Raw genomic sequence first — 20,829 nt, forward strand, 5'->3', positions numbered from 1 at the left:
TCTCAGGGACGCTGGTCGGCTTTCAATGCCCACATCCGTCGGTCCCTCTGTGTAGACCGTCCATTGCTGACTCCCTTTGAAAACACGACGGAATGGATATCCTGGTAGACATTGACGCAAGGCAGGTATATTTAATGAATATGTACAAACCCCCATCAACCTGTTCGGATCCGTCATGCCTGATCAAGAAGACCTTTACCTTTCGGCAGAAGAAGCGGCTGGAATGCTGGGGGTCAGCCTTCCAACCCTTTATGCCTACGTCAGCCGGAAGAACATTCGGTCCGTCAAGATCGCCAACACGCCCAAGCGTCGCTATTGGGCCGAAGACATCCAGCGCTTGGTGAAAAGCCCCGCGGGGCACGCTGCAAAGCGCTCGTCGTCATCGGACAGCGCCATTACATTGATCACCGATGACGGCCTCTTCTACAGGGGGCACGACGTCGTCGAGCTCGCCGACCACGCCACGGTCGAGGAGGTCGCCGGATTGATGTGGCAGGTGCCATCGGCCTTCGGACCGTCGCTGCCGCGCGCGCCGAAGGATAGCGTCAAACTGCTGAAGATCTATGAGCACATGTCAGCGCCGGAGAAGGCAATTGCACTTTTCCCCCTGGTTCAAAGGGAGAACCCCAAAGCCTTCGATCTTTCCATCGACAGCTATGCACGCACCGGCGCCGATGTTGTGAGATGGTTTGCCGCGTTGGTCGTGGGCGCGACCCAACCAAGCACACAACCCTTGCACGAATTCATTACCCAGGCCTGCGCAGCCCCGCCAGCCCACGCCGATCTGATCAGGCGTCTTCTGATCCTCAGCGTCGATCATGAACTGGACCACGCCACTCACAGCGTTCGCGTTGCCGCCACGACCGGCGCCACCCCCTACTACGCAGCGATCGCGGGACTCGCGGCCGCCAGGGGTCATAAGATCGCCTATGGCAGAAACGAAGCCGCCAGCAGGATGATCGAGGAAATCTGTACAGCTACCGATCCCACCCAACCGATATTGCAACGGTACAGTCAGGAGGGGCACATCATCGGGTTCGGACCTAATGTCCACTCAGTCAGTGACCCACGTGCTACCAATCTGATGAAAGCGTTGACCGCTGCCTTCGAGGGCGACCCCGAATTTGCCAAGTTGCAGAAAGCTTTTTCGGTCGCCTCGGAACTCGTCGCATACCCCCCGGAGTTCATTCTCCTGGTGAGTTTCATCGGTAGAAAGCTTGGGTTGCATCGGCAGGAAATCGCACTGGCGGGTGTCGGAAGATTGATCGGCTGGATAGCCCACGCCAGCGAGCAATACAACCAGCATCATGACGCTCGCCCCCGCGCTCGGTACACGGGAACTCTGCCACGAGCGACCCACCTCGCCAGTGACTAGACAGAAGCAACCATGGCCGCAAACAGCGATGTGAATTCGGGTTGGTGTTGAAGTTCAGCCACATACCCAAGCACCTTGGCCTGCGCCGACTCTTCAAGATGAGGTGAGGCCATCCTCCTGAATTTTCGTTCAAAATCGCTATCGGTCATCGGTGTTTCGACGGACCCGGGCCCGCTGATCATCTCGCTTACGACGATTTCGCCTGACACCAGCGTGGCGCTGACCCGGTTGGCAAGATGACGCGGAAACAACGCGGTGAGCGCGCCATCCTCCACCACGCTGATCTTGCCCATCAGGGCAACCACCATGGGATCAGCCATCTTTTCCGGCGAATAAGAGTCTATGGTGATGTCACCGTCGAGCAGCGCCCGGGCCACGTTGTAGGGCAAGCTGTGATCCGCCGTCTCTCGCGTTTTGGGCAACCATTTTTCAGGGGTGTCTGCCAACACTCGACGATTGAACTCGGACGTTTCGATAACGATGCAAGCGATATCGTCGAGATCGTCAATCCGGGCACGTATATCCAGGGCTGCCCACACCGCAGTATGCAACTCACCGTTGGTGGGAAAGGTCTTGGTCAGGGAGCGCCGTATAGCGTAATCACCATTCTCGGGCGTACCAAAACGATCCGTATCCAGGTCGAACGGGCCTGAGACCAATTTAAAGAATCCCATGTCCCCCTCGAACACCGGCGACGGGCCGGTCATGCCGTGACGCGACAGCTGGGCAGCGAAGATCGCATTACGTGCAGCGTTTGCGGCCGAGCAGCCCTTCCAGTCCGACAGGGATCCACTGCGAACCTGGCGCATGGCCAGATGAGCGCTCAACGCTATATTGATTGCCTGTGCGGTCTGCGCCACATCCAGCTTCATCAGACTGGAAGCCGCCGCGGCCATCGCCACATTTATGTAATTGACGTGGTCCCAGCCGCGCTTGTTCAGGCTGGCCGCGTCCTGCAGTCGCATCTGGATCTCATAGGCCAGCACAATGGCCGAAATGAGTTCTGCCCCGGTGGCCCCCTCGGCCTCTGCTAGCGCCAGGCAGGCCGGAATATTGTCACTCGGATGGCCCGGCTCCAGCCCCATATAACCATCGTTGTAGTCCAGGAAACGGACCATCACGCCATTGGCAAACGCCGCTATCTCTGGCGTTGTTTGGACAGTTGTTCCGAACACGCTGGACGCCTGCGCGGGATTGGCAACCGCATAACACACAGCGGCATTCACAGGCGCCGCTCCGTAGGCCCCCAATATGCACGCCAGACTGTCAATGAAGCGCTGTCGCACCAACGCGATGATCTCTTCGGGCAGTCGCTGATGCCTGAATTTATGCGCGTACTCTGCAAGTTGCAGCGCAATAGTCGTATTGCTCATGGTTGCCTCTGTTCTGCACCAGGGTTGGGTCTGCGCCGATGGCGGCGACGGCATCACCTGTTGCCAGGTGACGCGTGCGGTTCTCAGTCCAGAATGACGTCGAGTAAACGTACGTATTGCTGGCCGGCATGCATGTCGCGCTCCACCATCCCGCCTTGCGGCGTAGCGCGAGGGTAGGAAATCTTGACCATTTCCAGGTCAGCAACGGGAATATGTTTCACCCGTGCCGGATCGGTGCCATAGAGCCTTGCGAATTGCGCCGATGAAAGTGCTGCACTTTGTGAGTAACGCTCAAAGTTTTCACGCCCGTCAAAAAATATATCGAAGGTAATCCAGAACGGTCCGGCTTGTTTGGATCGAACATGTCGGCATACATCACGCAACTTAACCATTAACTCAACTCCTTCACAGCCAATGTTGACTCGGAAAGATCGATCCATTGAATACGCACCAACTCAAATGGGTCCTCCAATTGCACTACGTGATTTAACTTGAACTCATAAATCTGACCACGAGGTATATCAGCTGGGGTGAAAGCAAAGCCGTAAGAAGGCAATTCCTTGCCCATTACGCTGGGGTAGTGAAAAAAGTAGGGGTTGCATGCTTGGGCAATCGTATTTGCCATTTCTTGAGTCGCTGCTGTGGCGACAAATAGCATGCCTATTTCCGGCGGAGGCAAAGTTCCAACGGGGGGTTTTACGCCGGTGACGCCGTTCCAGCCATACATTCGCAGCGAGATATGAAACTCTCCCAACTCCTGCGGCGGGATGGATTGACGGGTCCGGGTGTACAGGGCTTCCAGCAGGCGGTCATGAAACCCATCAATATCATTGAGTACATCGGGGTCCTGGATACCCACTAACATGATTGTCTGATAGAGACCGGCCGCGGCGCCCTCCAGCTTCATTGTGTAGGGCATCGTCTCCCATTCAGACCCTACGACACGAACGGCTCGCTCGTTCAGCTTCTGGTAGCGCGCTTGTGCGACGTTCAGGATACCGCCGGGTTCCACCAATCGAAACGGGTCGCTATTTTCATAAAGCATGTGTGCAGAGACGCTATGGGGCGTGCACTGATTGTCTTTACTTAATGGCTCAACGTCGAAACCCTGCGCATCAACGCTGAGCAATATTCCCGAGCCCAATGTCGGGTTAACGGCGCACTGGACACCGCACTCCCCCGTTTTGCCGGCATGCCAGGACGGCCCCCAGGGCGCGCCCTTCCAGATCGGATAACAGGCAATGACCGCCGTGTCGGTCGAACGACCCGCCAAAATGATATCGGCGCCTGTTTCAAGCGCGGCAATGAACGGTTCTACACCCAGCGCCGCCACAATGTGTTCACAGCTGTCCACCGTAGCGTCATCGAGCTCACCGTGAGGCGGCAGCGGTTTGATACGCCCCTGTGCGTTCAGCTGCTTAACGGTATCCCTGTCCTGTTCACAATATATGAGCGCAATCTTTGGTGTGACGCCCAACTCTCCTGCAACCTCCAGGACTATATCGCGCGTCCAGTCCAGGTTGAGATCGCCACCGGCCTGTCCTGCCGTGCCGACAATTATCGGCACCCCGGACCAGGCCTGCGCCTTCATTAATATCGTCAAGTCGCGTTTGACCGCCCCGCGGTTATTCTTCGATTTTCCAAGTGCGAGATACGCTGCTCCACTATCGGTAGAACCGGCGTCCGTGGCAATTGCTTGCGCACCGGCCACCAGTCCATAAGTAATTTCTTCTTCACGAACGCCCGCCCCTAATGAACCACAAGGAACGATCACTTTGACGCAACCTTCAAATACCTGCCCCATAAAACCCTCTTCCGATTCACTCAGTCAGGCAATAATAAGGGCTGTAATCGTGTTGACAAGTGGACAAAAATTATCAATATAGGCCCGTTACCCAATGGGTTGCCGGGCATTCTTTCCGAGCATTCGCCTCCATTAATTCGCTGACCGAAATATACTTTTATCGATTAAGTTCAACACCGCTGAAAGTTCGTCTGAGCCTGCACACTTTTCAGAATAAAACTTTGATCTCCAGCGCATTCCGGGAACCCGATGACCGGCAGGACTCATGCGATGATGAACCACCCCGCGCACTCCCGCCGCGTGGCCTTTTATGTACTCCGGGTTATGTTTCGACGGCGCGGGCGCTGGCGGCCACTCCCCGTGCCTGCTGCTGGTTATCGGCATGCTGTCCCAATTGCCATCCCAGATAGGCCCACAGCAGCGCGCAGCCCGCGCCGATCAGAGCCGCCAGGCCAGTGCCCTGCCCCAGCATGTCGAGCAGGCTCTTGGCCCAACCGCTCAGCGCATCACCGCCGCGATAAACCACGGTGTCGATGAAGTTCTTGGCCTTGTACTTGCTCTCGGCATCCAAGGGTGCGAAGAGCATTTCCCTGCCCGGCCGGACGAACGCGTATTCACCGATTCGCCGCACGATCATCAGGGCGGCAAGCAGTGCGAAGCCGGGGGCCAGCGCAAGACCCACGAACCCGATGCACATGAGCAGCGGCACGATCGCCAGTAACGCACGCACCCCCAGCTTCGGCGCAATGCGCCCGGTGATGAACAGCTGAGACACCAGAGCGCCAGCCTGCACGATGAAGTCAATGGTGCCGAAAACCCGGACCTGCGCCTCACGACTCGGAAAATGTTCGGCCACCAGGCGCGCCTGCTCGAAGTAGAGAAAGGTGGTGACCGTCGCCAGTAGCACGACGAACCCGGCGATCCCCAACAGGTAGGGTGACCTGAGCACCGCCGTCAAACCGCTGAACGGATTGCCCTGCAGTGGCTGCCCGGGGCTTTGCGTCGGTGCCGCACCAGGCCGCCCAGCCCCGCCCTTTTCGCGCCAGCCCATCAGCGCCCGCTTCAATACAAATGTGACACCCAGCAACAGCGCGGCCAAAAACATCAAGCCCGAGGCACCAATGGCATCAATAAGGGCCGCGCTCAGGGCCGGCCCCAGCAGACCGCCGATGCTGGCGCCGGCAGCGATGAAGGCAAACAGCCGCTTGGCCTGTTCACTGTCGAATACATCCGCCATCAGGCTCCAGGCCACGGACACCACGAACAGGTTATAAACCGATATCCATACGTAGAAAGTACGGGCGAGCCAGACGCTGTCCGATTGAAACTCGAACAGTTCAACGAACATCAGCAAGTTGATCCCGAAGAAGCCGTACACCCAATCAACGAGGCGCAGGCGCGGGACCCGGGAACTGACCCAGGCAAACAACGGAACGGCCGCCAGCATCACCAGGAACGTGGCAGTGAACAGCCATTGCAGATTCTCCACGCCCGCCGCGATGCCCATCGATTCACGTATCGGGCGCAGCATGAAGTAGCCAGTAAAGAGGCAGAGAAACAACAAGAACCCGCACAGCGCCGGACGCAGCTCATCGTCACGGGCGTTCACGGCAAGGCTCAGTCGATGCAAGTAGGAAGGCGCACTCATGGAGACTCCTGGAAGGCGACAACAGGCAAGAGAGTGGGCACGCAACGGATTGCCGTGCCCAAGGCATGATCAGCGGTAGGTGACGCCGGTCAGTCGCTCGGAGACGGTCCAGAGCCGTTCGGCATCCGCCTCATGGGTGGCGGCCGGCGGCATCCTGGCGAAGCCCAATGGGCCGCGTTTTTCCTCGTCGCCGGTGGGGCCGTAGTAGGCACCGCCAACCGCCTCAGGCGCGGTGGCGGCATACAGCGTGGGCAGCGCCCCCTGGGCAGCTGAATGGTATACGTCGCGATCCTTGGCCCATCGCTGGCCGAACTCGCTGTTCAGACCCGGACCACGCGCGACCAACTCGGTGACGGCGACGCCTGGATGCGCAGCGATGCTGCGAATGTTCCAACCTGCGGCCTCGCTGCGCTGCTGCAAGGCAAAAGTCCAGTGCAGGATGGCCAGCTTGGACTGCGCGTAGGCGGCCAAAGGTTGGTACTGCTGCTCAGCCTGCAGGTCGTTGAAGTTCATTGTTCCGCGAGCCGCGGCGATGCTCGAAAGGCTCACCACGCGAGCGTCCTGGCTTTGCCGTAACAACGGCACCAGCAGGCCGGTCAGTGCGAAGTGCCCCAGGTAGTTGGTCGCCAACTGGAGCTCGAAGCCATCCGCGGAGGTACCCCGCTCAGGAGGCGCCATGACGGCGGCATTATTGATCAACACATCCAGGCGCGGCAGTCTCTGATTGAGACGCTGGGCCAGGCTGCGCACCGATGAAAGATTGGCCAGGTCCACGGCCTCGAACTGCACCTTGGCGTCGGGTACGGACGTTTTGATTTGCGCGATGGCCTGCGCGCCACGCTCCGGGTTGCGCGCAGCAATGATGACGTCGGCGCCGGCCCGGGCCAGTGCCAGTGCGTCCTCGTACCCCATGCCGCTCGTGCCGCCGGTGATCAGGACGATTCGACCTTCCTGGGAAGGCATGTCGCGGGTCGACCAGTCCGGTTTCGGCGCGACGCGGCTGGACGCATCGATACTGACCGCGCTTAGCAGCACGGCGCCAACGGTCAGTGTTCGAGCCAGCTTCACCAGTCGGCTCAAGTTATTTGAAAGGCCCGTTTCGGTTGCTGCTGTTCTGATGCACATGGTTGAGCTCTCTATTTGGATGAAGAACCAGCACTGCCGAACGGTCACTGGAGCACGCACACCTCAGACTGCTTCAGAAAGCTGACGCGCTCTGTGACCCCTTGTGTATTCACGTAGGTCATCTTTGCGCGCACGACCTCGCACACCCGCGACTCCGGTTCTTCAATGCGGATGACCCTGGCGATATCCAGCGGCATGCCATATTCGTAGGCAGGCACATCCGATTTCTCTTCGGCGAACAGAGGCGAACCGCTCAGAGTGATGAATGCCAGAAGACTGGCGATCGACACGTTTTGAATGTTCATAGTGGACTCCACGACTGTCCTTTACCGGGATGGTCGTAGCACTCTAGGGGGAGGTGACTGACGTCAAGGTGACTGCTGACTGACAGGAAGATGTCAAACGCCGGCGAGCCACGCCGGCCATCGGTTGACGGCGACTAGCGGGCTGCCTGGCTGGTCAGGGAGAATCCGAAGGTATTGAAGCCATCCTTGCTATGGGCGAACACACGGCCACCGTGCATGGACGCTACTGCCCGCACAATGGAAAGCCCCAGGCCATGGTGTGCGTCGCTTCGCGCCCGGGCGACATCGGCGCGATAGAAACGCTCGAACAAGCGCTGCAGGTGCACCTCGTCAATGGGCTCACCCGCATTGGAAACACTTACCTTGGCCTGCGCGCCAAGACGTTCCAGGCTTACAGTAATGGTACTCTGCGGCACCGCGTATCGCGCCGCGTTTTGCAGCAGATTGGCCAAAGAGCGGTGAAAAAGGCGTCGGTCGATGCATACGCGCATGTCGCCTTTGATCACCACGTCCAACTGTTTGTCGTGCAAGACAGGCTCCAGGTATTCCACCGTCTTGGACGCCTCCTCGTAGAGCGAGACATCACTGAGCTCGGTCGCACGCTGCCCGCTTTCGGCACCCGCCAGGAACAGCATGTCATTGACGATGGTGCCCATGCGCTCAAGCTCTTCCAGATTCGATTGCAGCAGATCCTGAAGCTCAGCCACATCACGCCCGTGGGCCAACGCGACCTGGGTCTGCCCGATCAGGTTGGTCAGCGGCGTTCGCAGCTCATGGGCGACATTGGCATTGAACCCTTCGAGCTGGCACCAGGCGGCCTCCTGGCGAGCCAGGGCCCCGTTGAACGACACCGCCAGTTCCTGTAACTCGTCGGGCAGTGCCTCGGTGTCCAGTCTCTGCTTTGAATCACCCGGCGGCAGGCTGTTGGCCTGACGGCTCAGGCGCCTGACCGGCCCCAGGCCGAAACGCGCGATCCAGTAACCCAGCAGTGCGACCAGTACGATGCCCAGCGCCGAAGTCAGGATCAGCGTCTTGGTGAAATGGTCCAGGGTCTTCATGAACGGCGTGGAATCGAGCCCCACGATAAAGCGCAACTCCGGGCGGTTACCCATGGCAGAGATGGTCTTGACTTGCAGCACCATGGGACGATCCCGTTCAGGTATCGCCATGCTGAAAAATCCATCCGGGCGCTTCGACCAATCCTGGCCGTCCGGCATCGCTCCGCCATAGCTGTAGGCCGGGTCGTCAACCAGGACCCAATAACGCACCCGCTGATCCGTGGGCGTCAGGCCATCGAGCTTTTCACGCAAACCGACCCAGAATGCCGGTGAATCGTATTTTGTGAGCACGGGATCAAGTACGGAATGGCGCAGGATCAACTCGTTTTGCATCTGATCTTCGAGCGATGTCTTCAATGAGCAGCGCAGCAGCGTCGCGCTGATAGAGATGATCAGCAAGACCGCCAGCGCAAACATCAATGCCAGCCGCTTGGCTATCGACCCCTTCATCACCGGGTACTGCCTTGACTGGCATCGGCTTCACGACTTTCCAGTACATAGCCCATGCCCCGGACCGTATGCAGCAGTTTGCGCGAATAAGGCACATCGACCTTGGCCCGGACGCGCTTGATCGCAACCTCGACCACGTTGGCGTCACTGTCGAAATTCATGTCCCAGACCTGCTCGGCAATCATCAGTTTGGAAAGAATCTCTCCCTGGTGCCGCGCCAGAAGGCTCAACAGACAAAACTCCTTGGCCGTCAGATCCAGCCGCAGCCCGGCCCTGGTCACCTTGCGCGCTTGCAGGTCGACCTCCAGGTCGTCGATGCGCAGATGGGTCAGGTCAGCCGTGTCTGCGGTGCGACGACGGATCAATGCCTGAACGCGGGCGACCAGTTCGGCAAAGGAAAAAGGTTTGCCAAGGTAGTCATCAGCGCCCTCGCGCAACCCGCGAACGCGATCATCCACCGTCCCCCTGGCCGACAACATGATGACCGGGGTTTTCTTCTGCTGGCGCAAACCCTCCAGCACGCTGTAACCGTCCTTGCCCGGCAACATGACATCCAGGATCACGACGTCATAGTCCATTTCCAGCGCATAGTGCAGCCCATCGATGCCGTTACTCGCCACATCGACAATGTAGCCGAGCTCACTCAGGCCACGATGCACATAGGAGGACGTCTTTTCTTCGTCCTCGACGATGAGCAAGCGCATCAGGTAACTCCTCTCGGGAAGCGGGACAACCGGGCAATCAGGGATCCAGGTTTGGGTAATTTTTGCACACGACCTGCAAAGTAGCCTGTAGCTACCCTCCACCAGTCTAGACAATCAAGGTGTCCGCAAACTGACCGCTTGCTGACATTCTTGTCAGAATCGACTGACAAGCATATTCAAAGGGCTGCAGGGCACCGGTGCCCACTATCGGATAGGGAATCCTTGGCGACTCTTACCAGGAAGGGATCGATGTCGGTTGATGGTAAGTGTCGAGTAAGAAGAACTTTTCGACGATAGGGTCGCTTTCATCCTATCGATCTGGAGAACCCCATGCATTGCACGCCCCTGTCTGCCGTTTCAAGTGCGATCCGGTTGACTGCCACCACTCAAGCCTTGGTGCTCGGTCTGTGCTCATCCATGGTCGCGCTCGCCGCTGAGTCGGCAAACGCCGAGTCGACTTCATCCTGGGGCCTTGGCATTGGGGCGGTCAGCAGCCAGCAGCCGTACAAGGGCGTCGACCGTGAAACTCAGGCCATACCATTGATCTACTTTGAAAATGACTACGTACGAGTATTCGGCCCTACCGCCGAGATCAAGCTGCCGGGTTTCACTCTCGACGACTCCCAGCAACTGGATCTGAGCATCGTCGGTGAATACGACTTCAGTGGTTATGACGACGACGATGCCCGCTTCCTGGATGGCATGAGTGATCGTAAAGGGGGCTTCTGGGCGGGCGCCAAGGTGCAGTGGCGCAACCCTCTGGCCGATGTCAGCGCCCAGTGGCTGGCGGACGTATCGGGCAACAGCAAGGGCCAGCGCTTCACCCTGGGTCTTGAGAGATCCTGGCAATGGGGTGAACACCTCACCCTCACGCCACGAGTGGCGGCGATATGGCAGGACCAAAAGTACGTTGATTATTATTTTGGTGTTCGCGAAAGTGAAGCTCGCATTGATCGAGCGGCCTATGATGGAAAATCCGGCCTCAATACCGAACTTGGCGTTCGTGGAAACTATATGTTCGATGACCATCATTCCGTGTTCCTTGACGTCAAGGCCACCCGCCTCGCCGATGAGATCAAGGACAGCCCGCTGGTAGACCGTTCTACTGAAAACAGCGTGCTCTTCGGCTACCTGTACCGCTTCTGATGAGTCGTATTCTGCTGGTCGAAGACCACGAGCGATTGGCGCATCTGGTGTGCAAAGGCCTGGCGAGCGCCGGCATCGCCGTCGATGTGGTCAACCGCATCGATGGCGCGTGGGCGGCTATCGGGCGGGTCCCTTACCAGGCGCTGATTCTTGATCGCGGCTTGCCGGACGGCGACGGGCTCGTCTTGTTGCAGCGCTTGCGCAACGCCGGGCTTGGCTTGCCCTGCCTTGTTCTCACGGCGCGCGACGCGCTGCACGACCGTGTCGCAGGCCTGGATGCTGGAGCAGATGATTATCTGCCCAAGCCATTCGCCATGGATGAGATGGTCGCGCGTGTGCGGGCGTTGCTAAGGCGTCCCGTGGACTGTCGTCCACTTGCGCCGAGTCATGGTGACCTGAGCCTGCAACCCGATACCGGCATCATGTGTTGTGCCGGCCAAAGCATTCCTCTCGCGCCGGCGGAAATGCAGATCATGCTGTTGCTGTTGCGAAAGCCAGGAGAAATCGTGCGTCGCGCCGCGATAGAAGCGGCAGGCTGGGGCTTGAGCGAAGCCGTGACGCCTAACGCACTGGATGTGGCCCTTCACCGGATCCGCCGCAAGCTGCTTGCCATCGGCTCCCGCCAACGAATCATCAACCTCAGAGGTCTCGGTTATGCCCTTCGTCAAGAGGACGTGGCGCAATAGCATCAGCTTCAAGGTGCTGCTCGCCTACGTGGTCGGCGTGGGGTTGAGTATTCTGCTGATTGCATTAGGGGTGCTCGCGCTCGTCACCTCAAAGAGCGATATTTTATTGACCACCGACGTCGCCGAGCGCACCCATGAACTGGCCGGCAAGCTCCAGTTCGATGCCACTGGCCGGCCCAACGGCTTCGACAGCAGCGAGGGTGACCGAGTCTGGACCTTCGATAGCCTGGGGCGGGAAATCGGCCACCGCGTGCTGGATTCAACGGGCAATGTGGTCCTGACCTCCACCGACGCGACGTTCTGGTCTTCAGTCGCATCGAATCCTCCATCGCAACAACCGAGATTCAAGTTCGAACGTGAAGGCATCGTCATGTACGCCGCCACCGCGGCTGTCGAGCACCAAGGCAAGACCTGGTATCTGCAATTTGCCGCCAGCGAAAGGCTAATGGATTTGCTCCATGGGGGATTTGCCTTGCCATTCATGGGGGCCGGGATCGCGCTGTTCAGCCTGGTGCTGCTGTTCGTCTTCGGCGCCTGCGCTTATTTCACGTTGGGCTACACCCTCAAACCCTTGCGTGAAGTGTCGGAGTCAGCGGCGGCCATCTCCCCTCGCTCCCTGCACTCGCGGTTGCAGGTAAAAACCGTGCCGTCCGAGGTCGAGCCGCTGGTCACCAGCTTCAACCAGGCGCTTGCGCGCCTGGAGCGAGGTTATCGTGTCCAGCAGGAGTTTCTTGCAACCGCCGCGCACGAGTTGAAAACACCGCTGGCGCTGATTCGCGCGCAAATCGAACTGATGCAAGACAGTCACGCGCACAATGCCCTGCTCGATGATGTGGCGCATATGACACGGCAAGTCCAGCAACTGCTGCTCCTGACCGAAGCCAGTGAGGTTCAGAATTACAGTTTTGCCACAGTGGAAATAGCCGATGTCGCCAGGGAAGCCTGCGGCTATCTGCAGCGTATGGCCGAGGCCGTCGACGTACGTCTTGTTCTGGTTGACGAAACGCCTGAAGGCGACCAATGGCAGGCCGATCGAAGCGCGCTCTTCACGTTGCTCAAGAATCTGCTGGAAAATGCCATTCAACACGCCCCCCGCGGTACTGAGGTCAGGATGCACGTCAGCGCGGGCGCACTCAGGGTGCGCGATTGGGGCCCCGGCGTTGATCGCGAGCAATTGCCGCACCTGTTCACGCGCTTCTGGCGTGGGCCACATCGCCGTGATCATGGCGCGGGGCTTGGCCTGACGATCTGCCAGGAAATTGCCCGGGCCCATGGCTGGATGCTGTCTGCAAAGCGCGCGGAGCCGGGCCTGCTGTTTGAGTTGTCTTGGCCGCAGCGGTTGGTTGACCCTATCCGGGTTTGAGTACTCGCGCTCGGGCGAACACCCCGCCCTCGCCCCTCAGATAAACGCCAGGGTAGCCCGAGCATCAACGATAGCAGCCAGATGCTGTGCCAGCCTGGACGGCAGGTAGTCAAAAAAGAACCCCGCGCTTTGCAACTTGCCGGCACGTAGCGGATCCGTTTCAGGCAATGCCCTGGAGACCCGTGCTGCCCGCGCCCAGGACAAGGCCAGCAGCGTTACGCCACACAACTGGAGGAAATCCCCTGCGATTCGATAGGGGTACTCGCGGTCTTCTCGTGTCCGTTCGACCACGTCCTCGACCACAGCCGCCAGCGAGTTGCAGAGATTATCCAGGGCCGCGGCGAACCCCTGGCACTCAACCCAGTCGCCACCCAGCCGCGCCTCTTCGCGCAGCTGCGCCAGCAGCAAGCCAAACGCCTGGCCATGGTCTCCCAGCACCTTGCGCAGCAGCAGGTCATTGGCCTGAATTTCGTTGCTGCCCTCATAGATCATGGCAATGCGGCTATCACGCAAGGTCTGCTCAATGGCGAACTCGGTGACATAGCCGTAACCGCCGAACACTTGCAAGGAGCTGCTGGCTTGGCGGAAACCCTGTTCGGTAAAGAACGCCTTGATGATCGGCGTCAACAGCTGCGCCAGTTGACTGGCATGCTGTCGGGTCTGTGGATCCACGGCATGTTCGGCCTGATCCAGCAAATGGGCGGCCCAATAGCCGATGGCCCGCATGCCTTCGCTGGCAGCGCGCAACTCCAGCAACACCCGGCGCATGGCCGGATGATAGTGAAGCGGGTCGGCAGCCTGCGCTTGCACCCCTTCGGGTCTCAGCGGTGCGCGCATCTGCAAGCGCTCGGCGGCATATTTCCTCGCGTTCTGCCACGCCACTTCGGTATGCCCCAAGCCTTGCAGGCCGACATGCAAGCGCGCCGAATTCATCATCACGAACATCGCCGCCAGGCCCTGATTGGCTTCGCCGATCAACCAGCCTTGAGCGCCATCGAACACCAGGGAGCAAGTGGCACTTCCCTTGATACCCATCTTGTGTTCAAGACCGTCGCAGCGCACACCGTTGGCCTGGCCATCGTCCAGTCGCTTGGGCACCAGAAACAGAGAGATGCCGCGACTGCCCGACGGCGCATCGGGCAAGCGTGCCAAGACCAAGTGCAGGATATTTTCCGTAAGGTCGTGCTCGCCGCCGGAGATAAACAGCTTGTTACCATGCAGGCGATAGCTGCCATCTACGCCAGGCTCGGCGCGACAGCGCAGCAGGCCGACATCGCTGCCTGCCTGGGGCTCGGTCAAACACATGGTAGGCAGGGTTTGGCCACTGACGATCTCGGGCAGATAGCGCTCTTGCAGCCAAGGAGCACCATGGCTCTTGAGGCACAGGTACGCACCGTAGACGATGCCGGTGTACATGGCCCAGGCATGGTTGCTGGCATAGAGCATCTCTTGCAGCGCGGCATCGAGCAATTGCGGCAACCCCTGTCCACCCAACGCCTCGCCACAAGCCAGCGCTGGCCAGCCACCGTCAACGTAGGCCTGATAGGCACTGGCAAAGCCGTCCGGGGTACTGACATGGCCTGCCCTCCAACGGCAACCCTGACGATCGCCACTGCTGTTCAACGGGGCCAGCACGTTCTGAGTGAAGCGCCCCGCCTCCTCCAGCACCTGCATCGCCAACGGCAGATCAAGCGCATCGAACGCCTGACAGCGACGCCATGTGGCGGGCGCCTGCAACCAATGCTCAAACACAAATTGCATATCGCGCAGAGGCGCCTGGTAGCTCCACATAAGTCACCTCGTCAGGATATAAAACAGACCGCCCCACCACTGCGGGCGGGCATAAACTCAGGTGTGGCAGGTCGGATTCTCGATCAACAACGCCATGCCCTGGCCACCACCGACACATGCTGCGGCTATCCCGTAGCGCAGATTGTGCTGGCGCAACTGCCTGGCCAGGGTCATGACCAACCGCAGGCCGGTAGCAGCCAGTGGATGTCCGACGGCCAAAGAGCCCCCCTGGACGTTGAGCTTCGTATGATCCAGCTCCAACTCCTGCGCGACCGCCAGTACCTGGGCCGCCTGGGCTTCGTTGATCTCAAAACGGGCAATGTCATCAAGGCTCAATCCGCTGCGTTGCAGCAACAGACGGATCGCTGGTGCCGGGCCGATGCCCATGAACTCCGGGGCCACACCGACCACCGCGCTGGCCAGCAAGCGAGCCAGGGGCACACGCGTGCAGGCCGAGCCTCGTCCTACCAGGGCCGCCGCCGCACCATCGACGACTGCGCAGCTATTACCGGCGGTTTGTACACCCCCCACATGTAACGCCCGCAGGCGCGATAAAGCCGAGAAGTCAGTAGGTCGTGGATGGCTGTCCTGGGTGACGATACCGGTGCCGCGCGGCAGGCTGATGCCCCTTGGCTGATAGCCTTCCAGTTCGAACACCTGGTTATCGATGGGGACGATTTCCTCACACCAGGCACCTGCGCGCTGGGCCTGCAAGGCTCGCTGATGACTGTCGCACGCATAACGGTCCACCGCCTCGCGACACAGATCATAGCGTCGCGCCAGGTTGTCGGCGGTGGCGATCATATCCACCCCGGGGGCCGGGTCGTACAGGGCTTCCCAGAGAAAATCCTTGAATTGCACCTCGCTACCGAGACGAAACCCGTTCCGGTGGGTGTAGGCGGCGATCGGATTGCGTGACATCGATTCACTGGCCACGCACAAGGCTAACTGAACGTCATCGCGCAACTGTTCAGCAGACTGGCGCAGCAGCTCAAAGCCGGTGGCGCAGATGCGCTGTACCCCCAGCGCAGGAACCGTTTGCGCCACGCCGCTGTACAACCCGATGTGCCGCGGCAACAAATAGGCGTCAAAGCTGGCTTGGGCCATGGAGCCGGCCAGCACGTTGTCTACGGCCATAGGATCGATGCCGGCCCGGGCCAGCACCTCACGAGCAACCTTGATCCCAAGATCGATAGGCGAAACCTGGGCCAGGGCACCACCAAGATCAACCCAGGGGGTGCGCACCGCATCGAAAATCGCTACATCGACAAAGGCTGAATATTGCCCTGCACTGCTCACGCCCTGAGTTCCATGGCTTCTGCTCTCTTGTTGCGAACTTGAAGGTGAGCAAAAAACTAACCGGCCATATTAGTTATGTCAATTAACTATTTCCGATACCTATTAAATCTGTATCTGGTCTGCGGGAGAAAAGTCATCGAGCAATTCAATGAAGGATTGTCGCAACCAGCGGTTCGCTGGGTCATGGTGGAACCGCGTATGCCAGTAAAGGTGAATGTCGTATCCGCAAATATCCCAAGGCAGCGGCACCAGGCGCACATCCGTGATGTCGGCAAACCTGCGTCCGACTGCCAAGGGTACAGTGGCGATCATGTCGGACTCGGCCACCAGAAATGGCACGCCCATAAACCGTGGCAGGCTGAAACGCACTCGACGGGTGATGCCGTGGCTCGCCAGCTCACGATCCAGTCCACTCATTCCACGCCCGTCAGGCTGGACCGTGACATGCATTGCGCTCTGGTATTGCTCGGCGCTCATGCTGTCACCGATGGTGGGATGATCACGACGAACGATGCAGACAAACGAATGGCGATACAACGCGCGATGCCGGATCGAGGTATTGAGCAAGCGCGGAAAATAGCCGATTGCCGCGTCCACCTCGCCGGCATCCAGCCCCTCCTCCAACTGCTCCGAGGACAACGCCAGGGTACGGATTCTTAACTGGGGCGCCTTACTGTCGAGCATCCGCATCAACCTGGGCAGGAACACCATTTCGCCGATATCCGACATGCACAGCACCAGTTGTCGCTCGGAGTGTTCGGCAACGAAACCGGTGGATGGCAACACCTCGCTGCTGACCATCTCCAGAATCCGTTGCACCGGCTCAGCGATCTGCAGGGCCCTGGCCGTAGGTTGCATGCCACGTGAAGTGCGAATGAACAATGGGTCATCGAACAGCGTGCGCAACTTGGCCAACGCGAAGCTCATGGCTGGCTGGCTAAGCCCCATGAGATCACCGGCCAGGGTCACGCTTTGCTTTTTGCGCAGCGCATCGAAGACTTTCAGCAGGTTGAGATCGACGTCCTTGATATCCATATTTTGGATTTTATCTATAAGTAAAATAAGGTTTTCGGATTCTAGGTCGAAGCCTAGACTCGGTACAAGATCGTTAAGGTAATTAACCGAATCGACATCTAATAAAAACAACGGAGCGAATCATGCCCAAGAAGCTACGCAGTAATTTCCCCTACGGATCCTACTTGTGGGCTGTGCGCGCCGCCCAGTGGCGCGCCTTGGGCATTGAGGAGAGCGAGCTGGAAAAACCGAAAATCGCCATCGTGAACTCGTCCTCGAACCTGGCGATTTGCTTCAGTCATCTGGATGGTATCGCTGCCAGCCTCAAGCAATCGATACGCGATGCCGGTGCGCTGCCCTTCGAAATTCGTACGGCCGCGCCCAGTGACTTCATCACCGGTGCCGGTGCGGGAGGCGCCTATATGCTCGCCGCCCGAGACCTCATCACCAATGACATCGAAGTCGCGGTCGAAGGCGCTCAGCTCGACGGCATGATCTGCCTGGCCTCTTGCGACAAAACAGTACCCGGTCAGTTGATGGCAGCTGCCCGGCTGAACATCCCGACGTTGATCGTAGTGTGCGGGTATCAGCCAAGCGGCGAATACAATGGCCAGCACGTCGATATCGAAGATGTATTCATCAGCTCCATGCACGTGGTCACCGGCAAACTGCCCGTCGAGGAACTGGCTGGCATGGCACGCAACGCCATCAGAGGGCCTGGGGTCTGTTCGGGCATGGGCACCGCCAACTCCATGCATCTGGTATGTGAAGCCTTGGGCATGGCCTTGCCCGGCAGTTCCCCTATTGCAGCAAATAGCCCGCAGATGTTCGATTTCGTCCATCAGGCAGGCAAGCGCATTGTGGAAATGATCGAGGAAGATCTCAAACCTCGCGACATCCTGACGCCTGCTGCCTTTGCCAACGCCGTTGCGACAATTCTCGCCGCCGGAGGCTCGGTCAACACCATCAAACATATGCAGGCGGTGGCGGCTGAAGGTGGCATTGACGTGGACGTGTACCAACTCTTCAGGGAACTGGGAAAAAAGATACCGGTGCTGGTCGGCGTACGACCAGTGGGCGAACACAGCATTGAGCAAATGGAAGCAGCGGGGGGTGGCCGTGGGCTGCTCAAGCGCCTTGAACCTTTGTTGCACGGTGACGTGCTGACCGTCACCGGCAAAACCCTGACGCAAAACCTGCAGGGGGTGACCGTCAGTGACGACGAGGTGATCCGCCCGTTGCACGCTCCCTTTGCCACGCAACCGGCCATCGTGATGCTGCGCGGCAACATTGCCCCGCAGGCCGGCATCGTCAAATACGGCATCGACCCGCGCAAGCCACGCCAGTTCAAGGGCCCCGCGATCTGTTTCGAGCGCTCCGCCGATGCCATCCAAGCGTTGCAGGATGGACGCATTCAGCCCGGCCATGTCGTGGTCATGCGGGGCGCAGGTGTACAGGGCGGGCCCGCCATGGGCGGTGGCGCCTCGAAGGTAGTGTTCGCCATTGACGGGGCCGGGCTGGGTGACCACGTGGCAATGCTGACTGACGGTCACCTCTCGGGGCTGGTGTGCAAAGGCCTGGTCGTGGCGGAGGTGGCTCCTGAGGCAGCCGTCGGTGGCCCCCTCGCACTGGTGGAAGACGGGGACATCATCGACATCGACCTGGATCTCAACACCCTTGACGCCAATATCAGCGAAACACAAATGCAAGCCCGACGCGCCCGCTGGATACCTGCGGCCCCCCAGTTCGGTGGTGGTTGGCTGGATATATACCGCCACAATGTGTCCTCCATGGAACACGGTGCGGTGTTGATAAAGCCACTGGATATCACCCATCCCGGGGAGCAACCGCAATGAAGTTGCGCGACGACGAAAAAGCCATGCTCGCTGGCGATCAAGGTCCGGCGGTGCAAAAAGCCATGGAGTTGCTGGTGCGCTATGGCGAAGCCCTGGATGCGCAATGTCTGGTGGATACGCGCAATGTCGCCGGTACCATCGGAGCCACCACGCCCTTTCTGCGTCAGTACGCAGACCAAAATGGCGGTATGGATGCGGTGTTCAGCGAGTTCAACCTCGACAGCGCCGAATTGGTCAAGATTCCTCGGGTCAAGGTCCCGAGCAGCCACCTGCAGCAAGGCATCGACCCCCGGCACGCTGTACGCCAAGGCATCTCGCCAGACGTGGTCCGCATCTATGAAACAGGTCAGGCTTACAGCAGCGGTCTGGGGGTACAACCCTTGAATACCTGTACGCCTTATCAAGTCGGCAACGTGCCGGTAAAAGGCGAACACTGCGCATGGATGGAATCCTCTGCGGTGATCTATATCAACTCGGTACTCGGTGCCCGCACCAATGCCGAAGGCCGGGAAAGCACGGGCGCGGCGATGCTGACCGGCAAGATCCCCTATTGGGGCCTGCACATCGAGGAAAACCGTCGCGGTACCCACCTGATCCAGCTGGACATAGACGTGAGTACCACGGCGGACTGGGGATTGCTCGGCTACTGGGTCGGCGAGCAGGTGCAGGACCGCATCCCGGTCATCCAAGGCGTGAGTCACCAACCCAACCTGGCTCGCCTCAAGCACTTCGGGGCGGCGGCGGCTTCCAGCGGTGGGGTGGAGATGTATCACCTGGTTGGGGTGACGCCTGAAGCCCAAACCAGCGAGCAGGCGTTTGGCGCGTCCCCTCCCCTGGCCGCAATGCGCTTCGGCGAGGCCGAACGGCGCTGGGCCTACGAGCAAGTCAATATCACCGCTCGCGATGACGAGATTGACTTCGTGATGCTCGGTTGCCCGCACTACAGCCTCGAACAGATCTGGGAGGTCTGCCAATTGCTGGAAGGCCAACGCCTGAGTCCGAATACCGAGCTCTGGATATTTACGGCGGCGTCGATCAAACAACTGGCCGACGTCGCCGGCTACACCCGCATCATCGAACAGGCCGGCGGGCATCTGATGACCGATACCTGCTCAGCCATTGGCAAGGTACTTCCCACGGGCACGCGGGTGGCGGCAGTCGATTCGGCCAAACAGGCGCACTACCTGCCGGCGATCATGGGTATCCAGGCGTGGTTCGGTAGCACCGCCGATTGCGTCCAGGCCGCCATCGAGGGCCGTTGGAAAGGAGTATTGAGATGAGCACAACCTTCACCCTCAAAGGCCGCAAGGTCGTCGGCGGCTGTTTCGAAGGCGAGGCCCTGGTGACCCGGGACCGCATCTCCGGCTGGGGCGGTATCGACCCGCGCAGCGGCACCGTCATCGAGACCCGTCACGAACTCAAGGGCATCAGTTTCGCCGGCAAAGTGCTGGTGTTTCCCGGCGCCAAAGGTTCGTCCGGCTGGTCCTCGCAGTTCCATATCGCTCGCCTCGCCGGCGTAGCCCCTGGCGCCATGTTGTTCAACGAAATGACCGCAAAAATGGGCCTTGGCGCCGTGGTCGTCCATGCGCCCGCCATGACCGACTTCACCGAAGACCCGTTGAGCCGGATTCAAACCGGGGATTGGGTTCGCGTCGACGCCGACGCCGGGACCGTTGAAGTGACTCCGCGTCAGCTGCAAACCGATCAGTTCGTATCGCAACACCCGACCGGGTCGGAGCGAAGGCGAGACCTGTCGTAACCGGAATCTGCCAGCCGCAACAACCGCTCCCGTAACCCTTGGTCATCGGGCTCGGGATCGGCTGCCCTTTTTA

General features: G+C 59.5%; 18 protein-coding genes. 7 read left to right on the forward strand and 11 right to left on the reverse strand.

The genetic code is table 11. The features are described 5' to 3' along the window. Positions 1–175: 175 nt before the first annotated feature. Complete coding sequence (locus tag QOM08_RS15910) at positions 176–1,375, forward strand: citrate synthase (protein ID WP_076384217.1); 1,200 nt, start codon at positions 176–178, stop codon at positions 1,373–1,375. Here the strand turns inward: QOM08_RS15910 and QOM08_RS15915 are convergent. The 8 genes from QOM08_RS15915 to QOM08_RS15950 all read right to left on the reverse strand — a co-directional run bounded on the left by QOM08_RS15915 (position 1,372) and on the right by QOM08_RS15950 (position 9,842). Then, complete coding sequence (locus QOM08_RS15915; protein ID WP_188250753.1) at positions 1,372–2,748, reverse strand: MmgE/PrpD family protein; 1,377 nt, start codon at positions 2,746–2,748, stop codon at positions 1,372–1,374. The genes QOM08_RS15910 and QOM08_RS15915 overlap by 4 nt on opposite strands. Before the next feature lie 83 nt (positions 2,749–2,831). Further along, entirely contained in the window at positions 2,832–3,140 is a 309-nt protein-coding gene (locus tag QOM08_RS15920; RefSeq protein WP_047225592.1) for a DUF4387 domain-containing protein, read from the reverse strand. After that, positions 3,140–4,552: an acyclic terpene utilization AtuA family protein gene (locus QOM08_RS15925; RefSeq protein WP_139049837.1), complete on the reverse strand. Its 1,413-nt coding sequence runs from the start codon at positions 4,550–4,552 to the stop codon at positions 3,140–3,142. The genes QOM08_RS15920 and QOM08_RS15925 overlap by 1 nt, the downstream gene beginning before the upstream one ends. A gap of 322 nt (positions 4,553–4,874) precedes the next feature. Then, entirely contained in the window at positions 4,875–6,200 is a 1,326-nt protein-coding gene (locus QOM08_RS15930) for an NTP/NDP exchange transporter (protein WP_188250752.1), read from the reverse strand. Positions 6,201–6,269: 69 nt separating this feature from the next. Beyond that, entirely contained in the window at positions 6,270–7,325 is a 1,056-nt protein-coding gene (locus QOM08_RS15935) for an oxidoreductase (RefSeq protein WP_047225589.1), read from the reverse strand. Positions 7,326–7,369: 44 nt separating this feature from the next. After that, a complete protein-coding gene (locus QOM08_RS15940) occupies positions 7,370–7,630 on the reverse strand; it encodes a DUF2790 domain-containing protein (RefSeq protein ID WP_316911790.1) in 261 nt (86 codons plus the stop codon). Positions 7,631–7,764: 134 nt separating this feature from the next. Further along, the gene (locus QOM08_RS15945) at positions 7,765–9,138 is read right to left on the reverse strand and encodes a heavy metal sensor histidine kinase (RefSeq protein WP_047225587.1); all 1,374 of its coding nucleotides are present in this window, start codon (positions 9,136–9,138) and stop codon (positions 7,765–7,767) included. Further along, complete coding sequence (locus tag QOM08_RS15950; RefSeq protein WP_047225586.1) at positions 9,138–9,842, reverse strand: heavy metal response regulator transcription factor; 705 nt, start codon at positions 9,840–9,842, stop codon at positions 9,138–9,140. The genes QOM08_RS15945 and QOM08_RS15950 overlap by 1 nt, the downstream gene beginning before the upstream one ends. Positions 9,843–10,172: 330 nt before the next feature. Here QOM08_RS15950 and QOM08_RS15955 point away from each other — a divergent pair, with 330 nt between their 5' ends. The 3 genes from QOM08_RS15955 to QOM08_RS15965 are packed head-to-tail and all read left to right on the forward strand — an operon-like array spanning position 10,173 to position 13,037. Next, a complete protein-coding gene (locus QOM08_RS15955) occupies positions 10,173–10,988 on the forward strand; it encodes a MipA/OmpV family protein (protein WP_188250750.1) in 816 nt (271 codons plus the stop codon). Beyond that, the gene (locus QOM08_RS15960) at positions 10,988–11,674 is read left to right on the forward strand and encodes a response regulator transcription factor (RefSeq protein ID WP_139049834.1); all 687 of its coding nucleotides are present in this window, start codon (positions 10,988–10,990) and stop codon (positions 11,672–11,674) included. The genes QOM08_RS15955 and QOM08_RS15960 overlap by 1 nt, the downstream gene beginning before the upstream one ends. Then, positions 11,643–13,037, forward strand: coding sequence for a sensor histidine kinase (locus tag QOM08_RS15965; protein WP_160892122.1), 1,395 nt, complete (start codon positions 11,643–11,645; stop codon positions 13,035–13,037). Before QOM08_RS15960 ends, QOM08_RS15965 begins: the two co-directional genes overlap by 32 nt. A gap of 36 nt (positions 13,038–13,073) precedes the next feature. Here QOM08_RS15965 and QOM08_RS15970 read toward each other — a convergent pair whose 3' ends face one another. The 3 genes from QOM08_RS15970 to QOM08_RS15980 form a co-directional block, all read right to left on the reverse strand. Continuing rightward, positions 13,074–14,828 (reverse strand): acyl-CoA dehydrogenase, encoded by a 1,755-nt coding sequence (locus QOM08_RS15970; RefSeq protein WP_188250749.1) that lies wholly within the window; start codon positions 14,826–14,828, stop codon positions 13,074–13,076. Between the two features lie 57 nt (positions 14,829–14,885). After that, entirely contained in the window at positions 14,886–16,127 is a 1,242-nt protein-coding gene (locus QOM08_RS15975; RefSeq protein ID WP_188250748.1) for a thiolase family protein, read from the reverse strand. Between the two features lie 102 nt (positions 16,128–16,229). Next, positions 16,230–17,162 (reverse strand): LysR family transcriptional regulator, encoded by a 933-nt coding sequence (locus QOM08_RS15980; protein WP_316911791.1) that lies wholly within the window; start codon positions 17,160–17,162, stop codon positions 16,230–16,232. 122 nt (positions 17,163–17,284) lie between these two features. Here QOM08_RS15980 and QOM08_RS15985 point away from each other — a divergent pair, with 122 nt between their 5' ends. Genes QOM08_RS15985 through QOM08_RS15995 form a run of 3 tightly spaced genes read left to right on the forward strand, consistent with a single transcriptional unit; the run spans position 17,285 to position 20,756 of the window. Continuing rightward, positions 17,285–18,997, forward strand: a complete 1,713-nt coding sequence (locus tag QOM08_RS15985) for a dihydroxy-acid dehydratase (RefSeq protein WP_188250746.1) — start codon at positions 17,285–17,287, stop codon at positions 18,995–18,997. Then, entirely contained in the window at positions 18,994–20,277 is a 1,284-nt protein-coding gene (locus tag QOM08_RS15990) for an aconitase X (RefSeq protein ID WP_047225578.1), read from the forward strand. The genes QOM08_RS15985 and QOM08_RS15990 overlap by 4 nt, the downstream gene beginning before the upstream one ends. Beyond that, the gene (locus QOM08_RS15995; RefSeq protein WP_047225577.1) at positions 20,274–20,756 is read left to right on the forward strand and encodes an aconitase X swivel domain-containing protein; all 483 of its coding nucleotides are present in this window, start codon (positions 20,274–20,276) and stop codon (positions 20,754–20,756) included. Before QOM08_RS15990 ends, QOM08_RS15995 begins: the two co-directional genes overlap by 4 nt. Positions 20,757–20,829 lie beyond the last annotated feature (73 nt).

This window comes from Pseudomonas sp. P105, assembly GCF_032614175.1.
GTDB lineage: Bacteria > Pseudomonadota > Gammaproteobacteria > Pseudomonadales > Pseudomonadaceae > Aquipseudomonas > Aquipseudomonas rhizophila.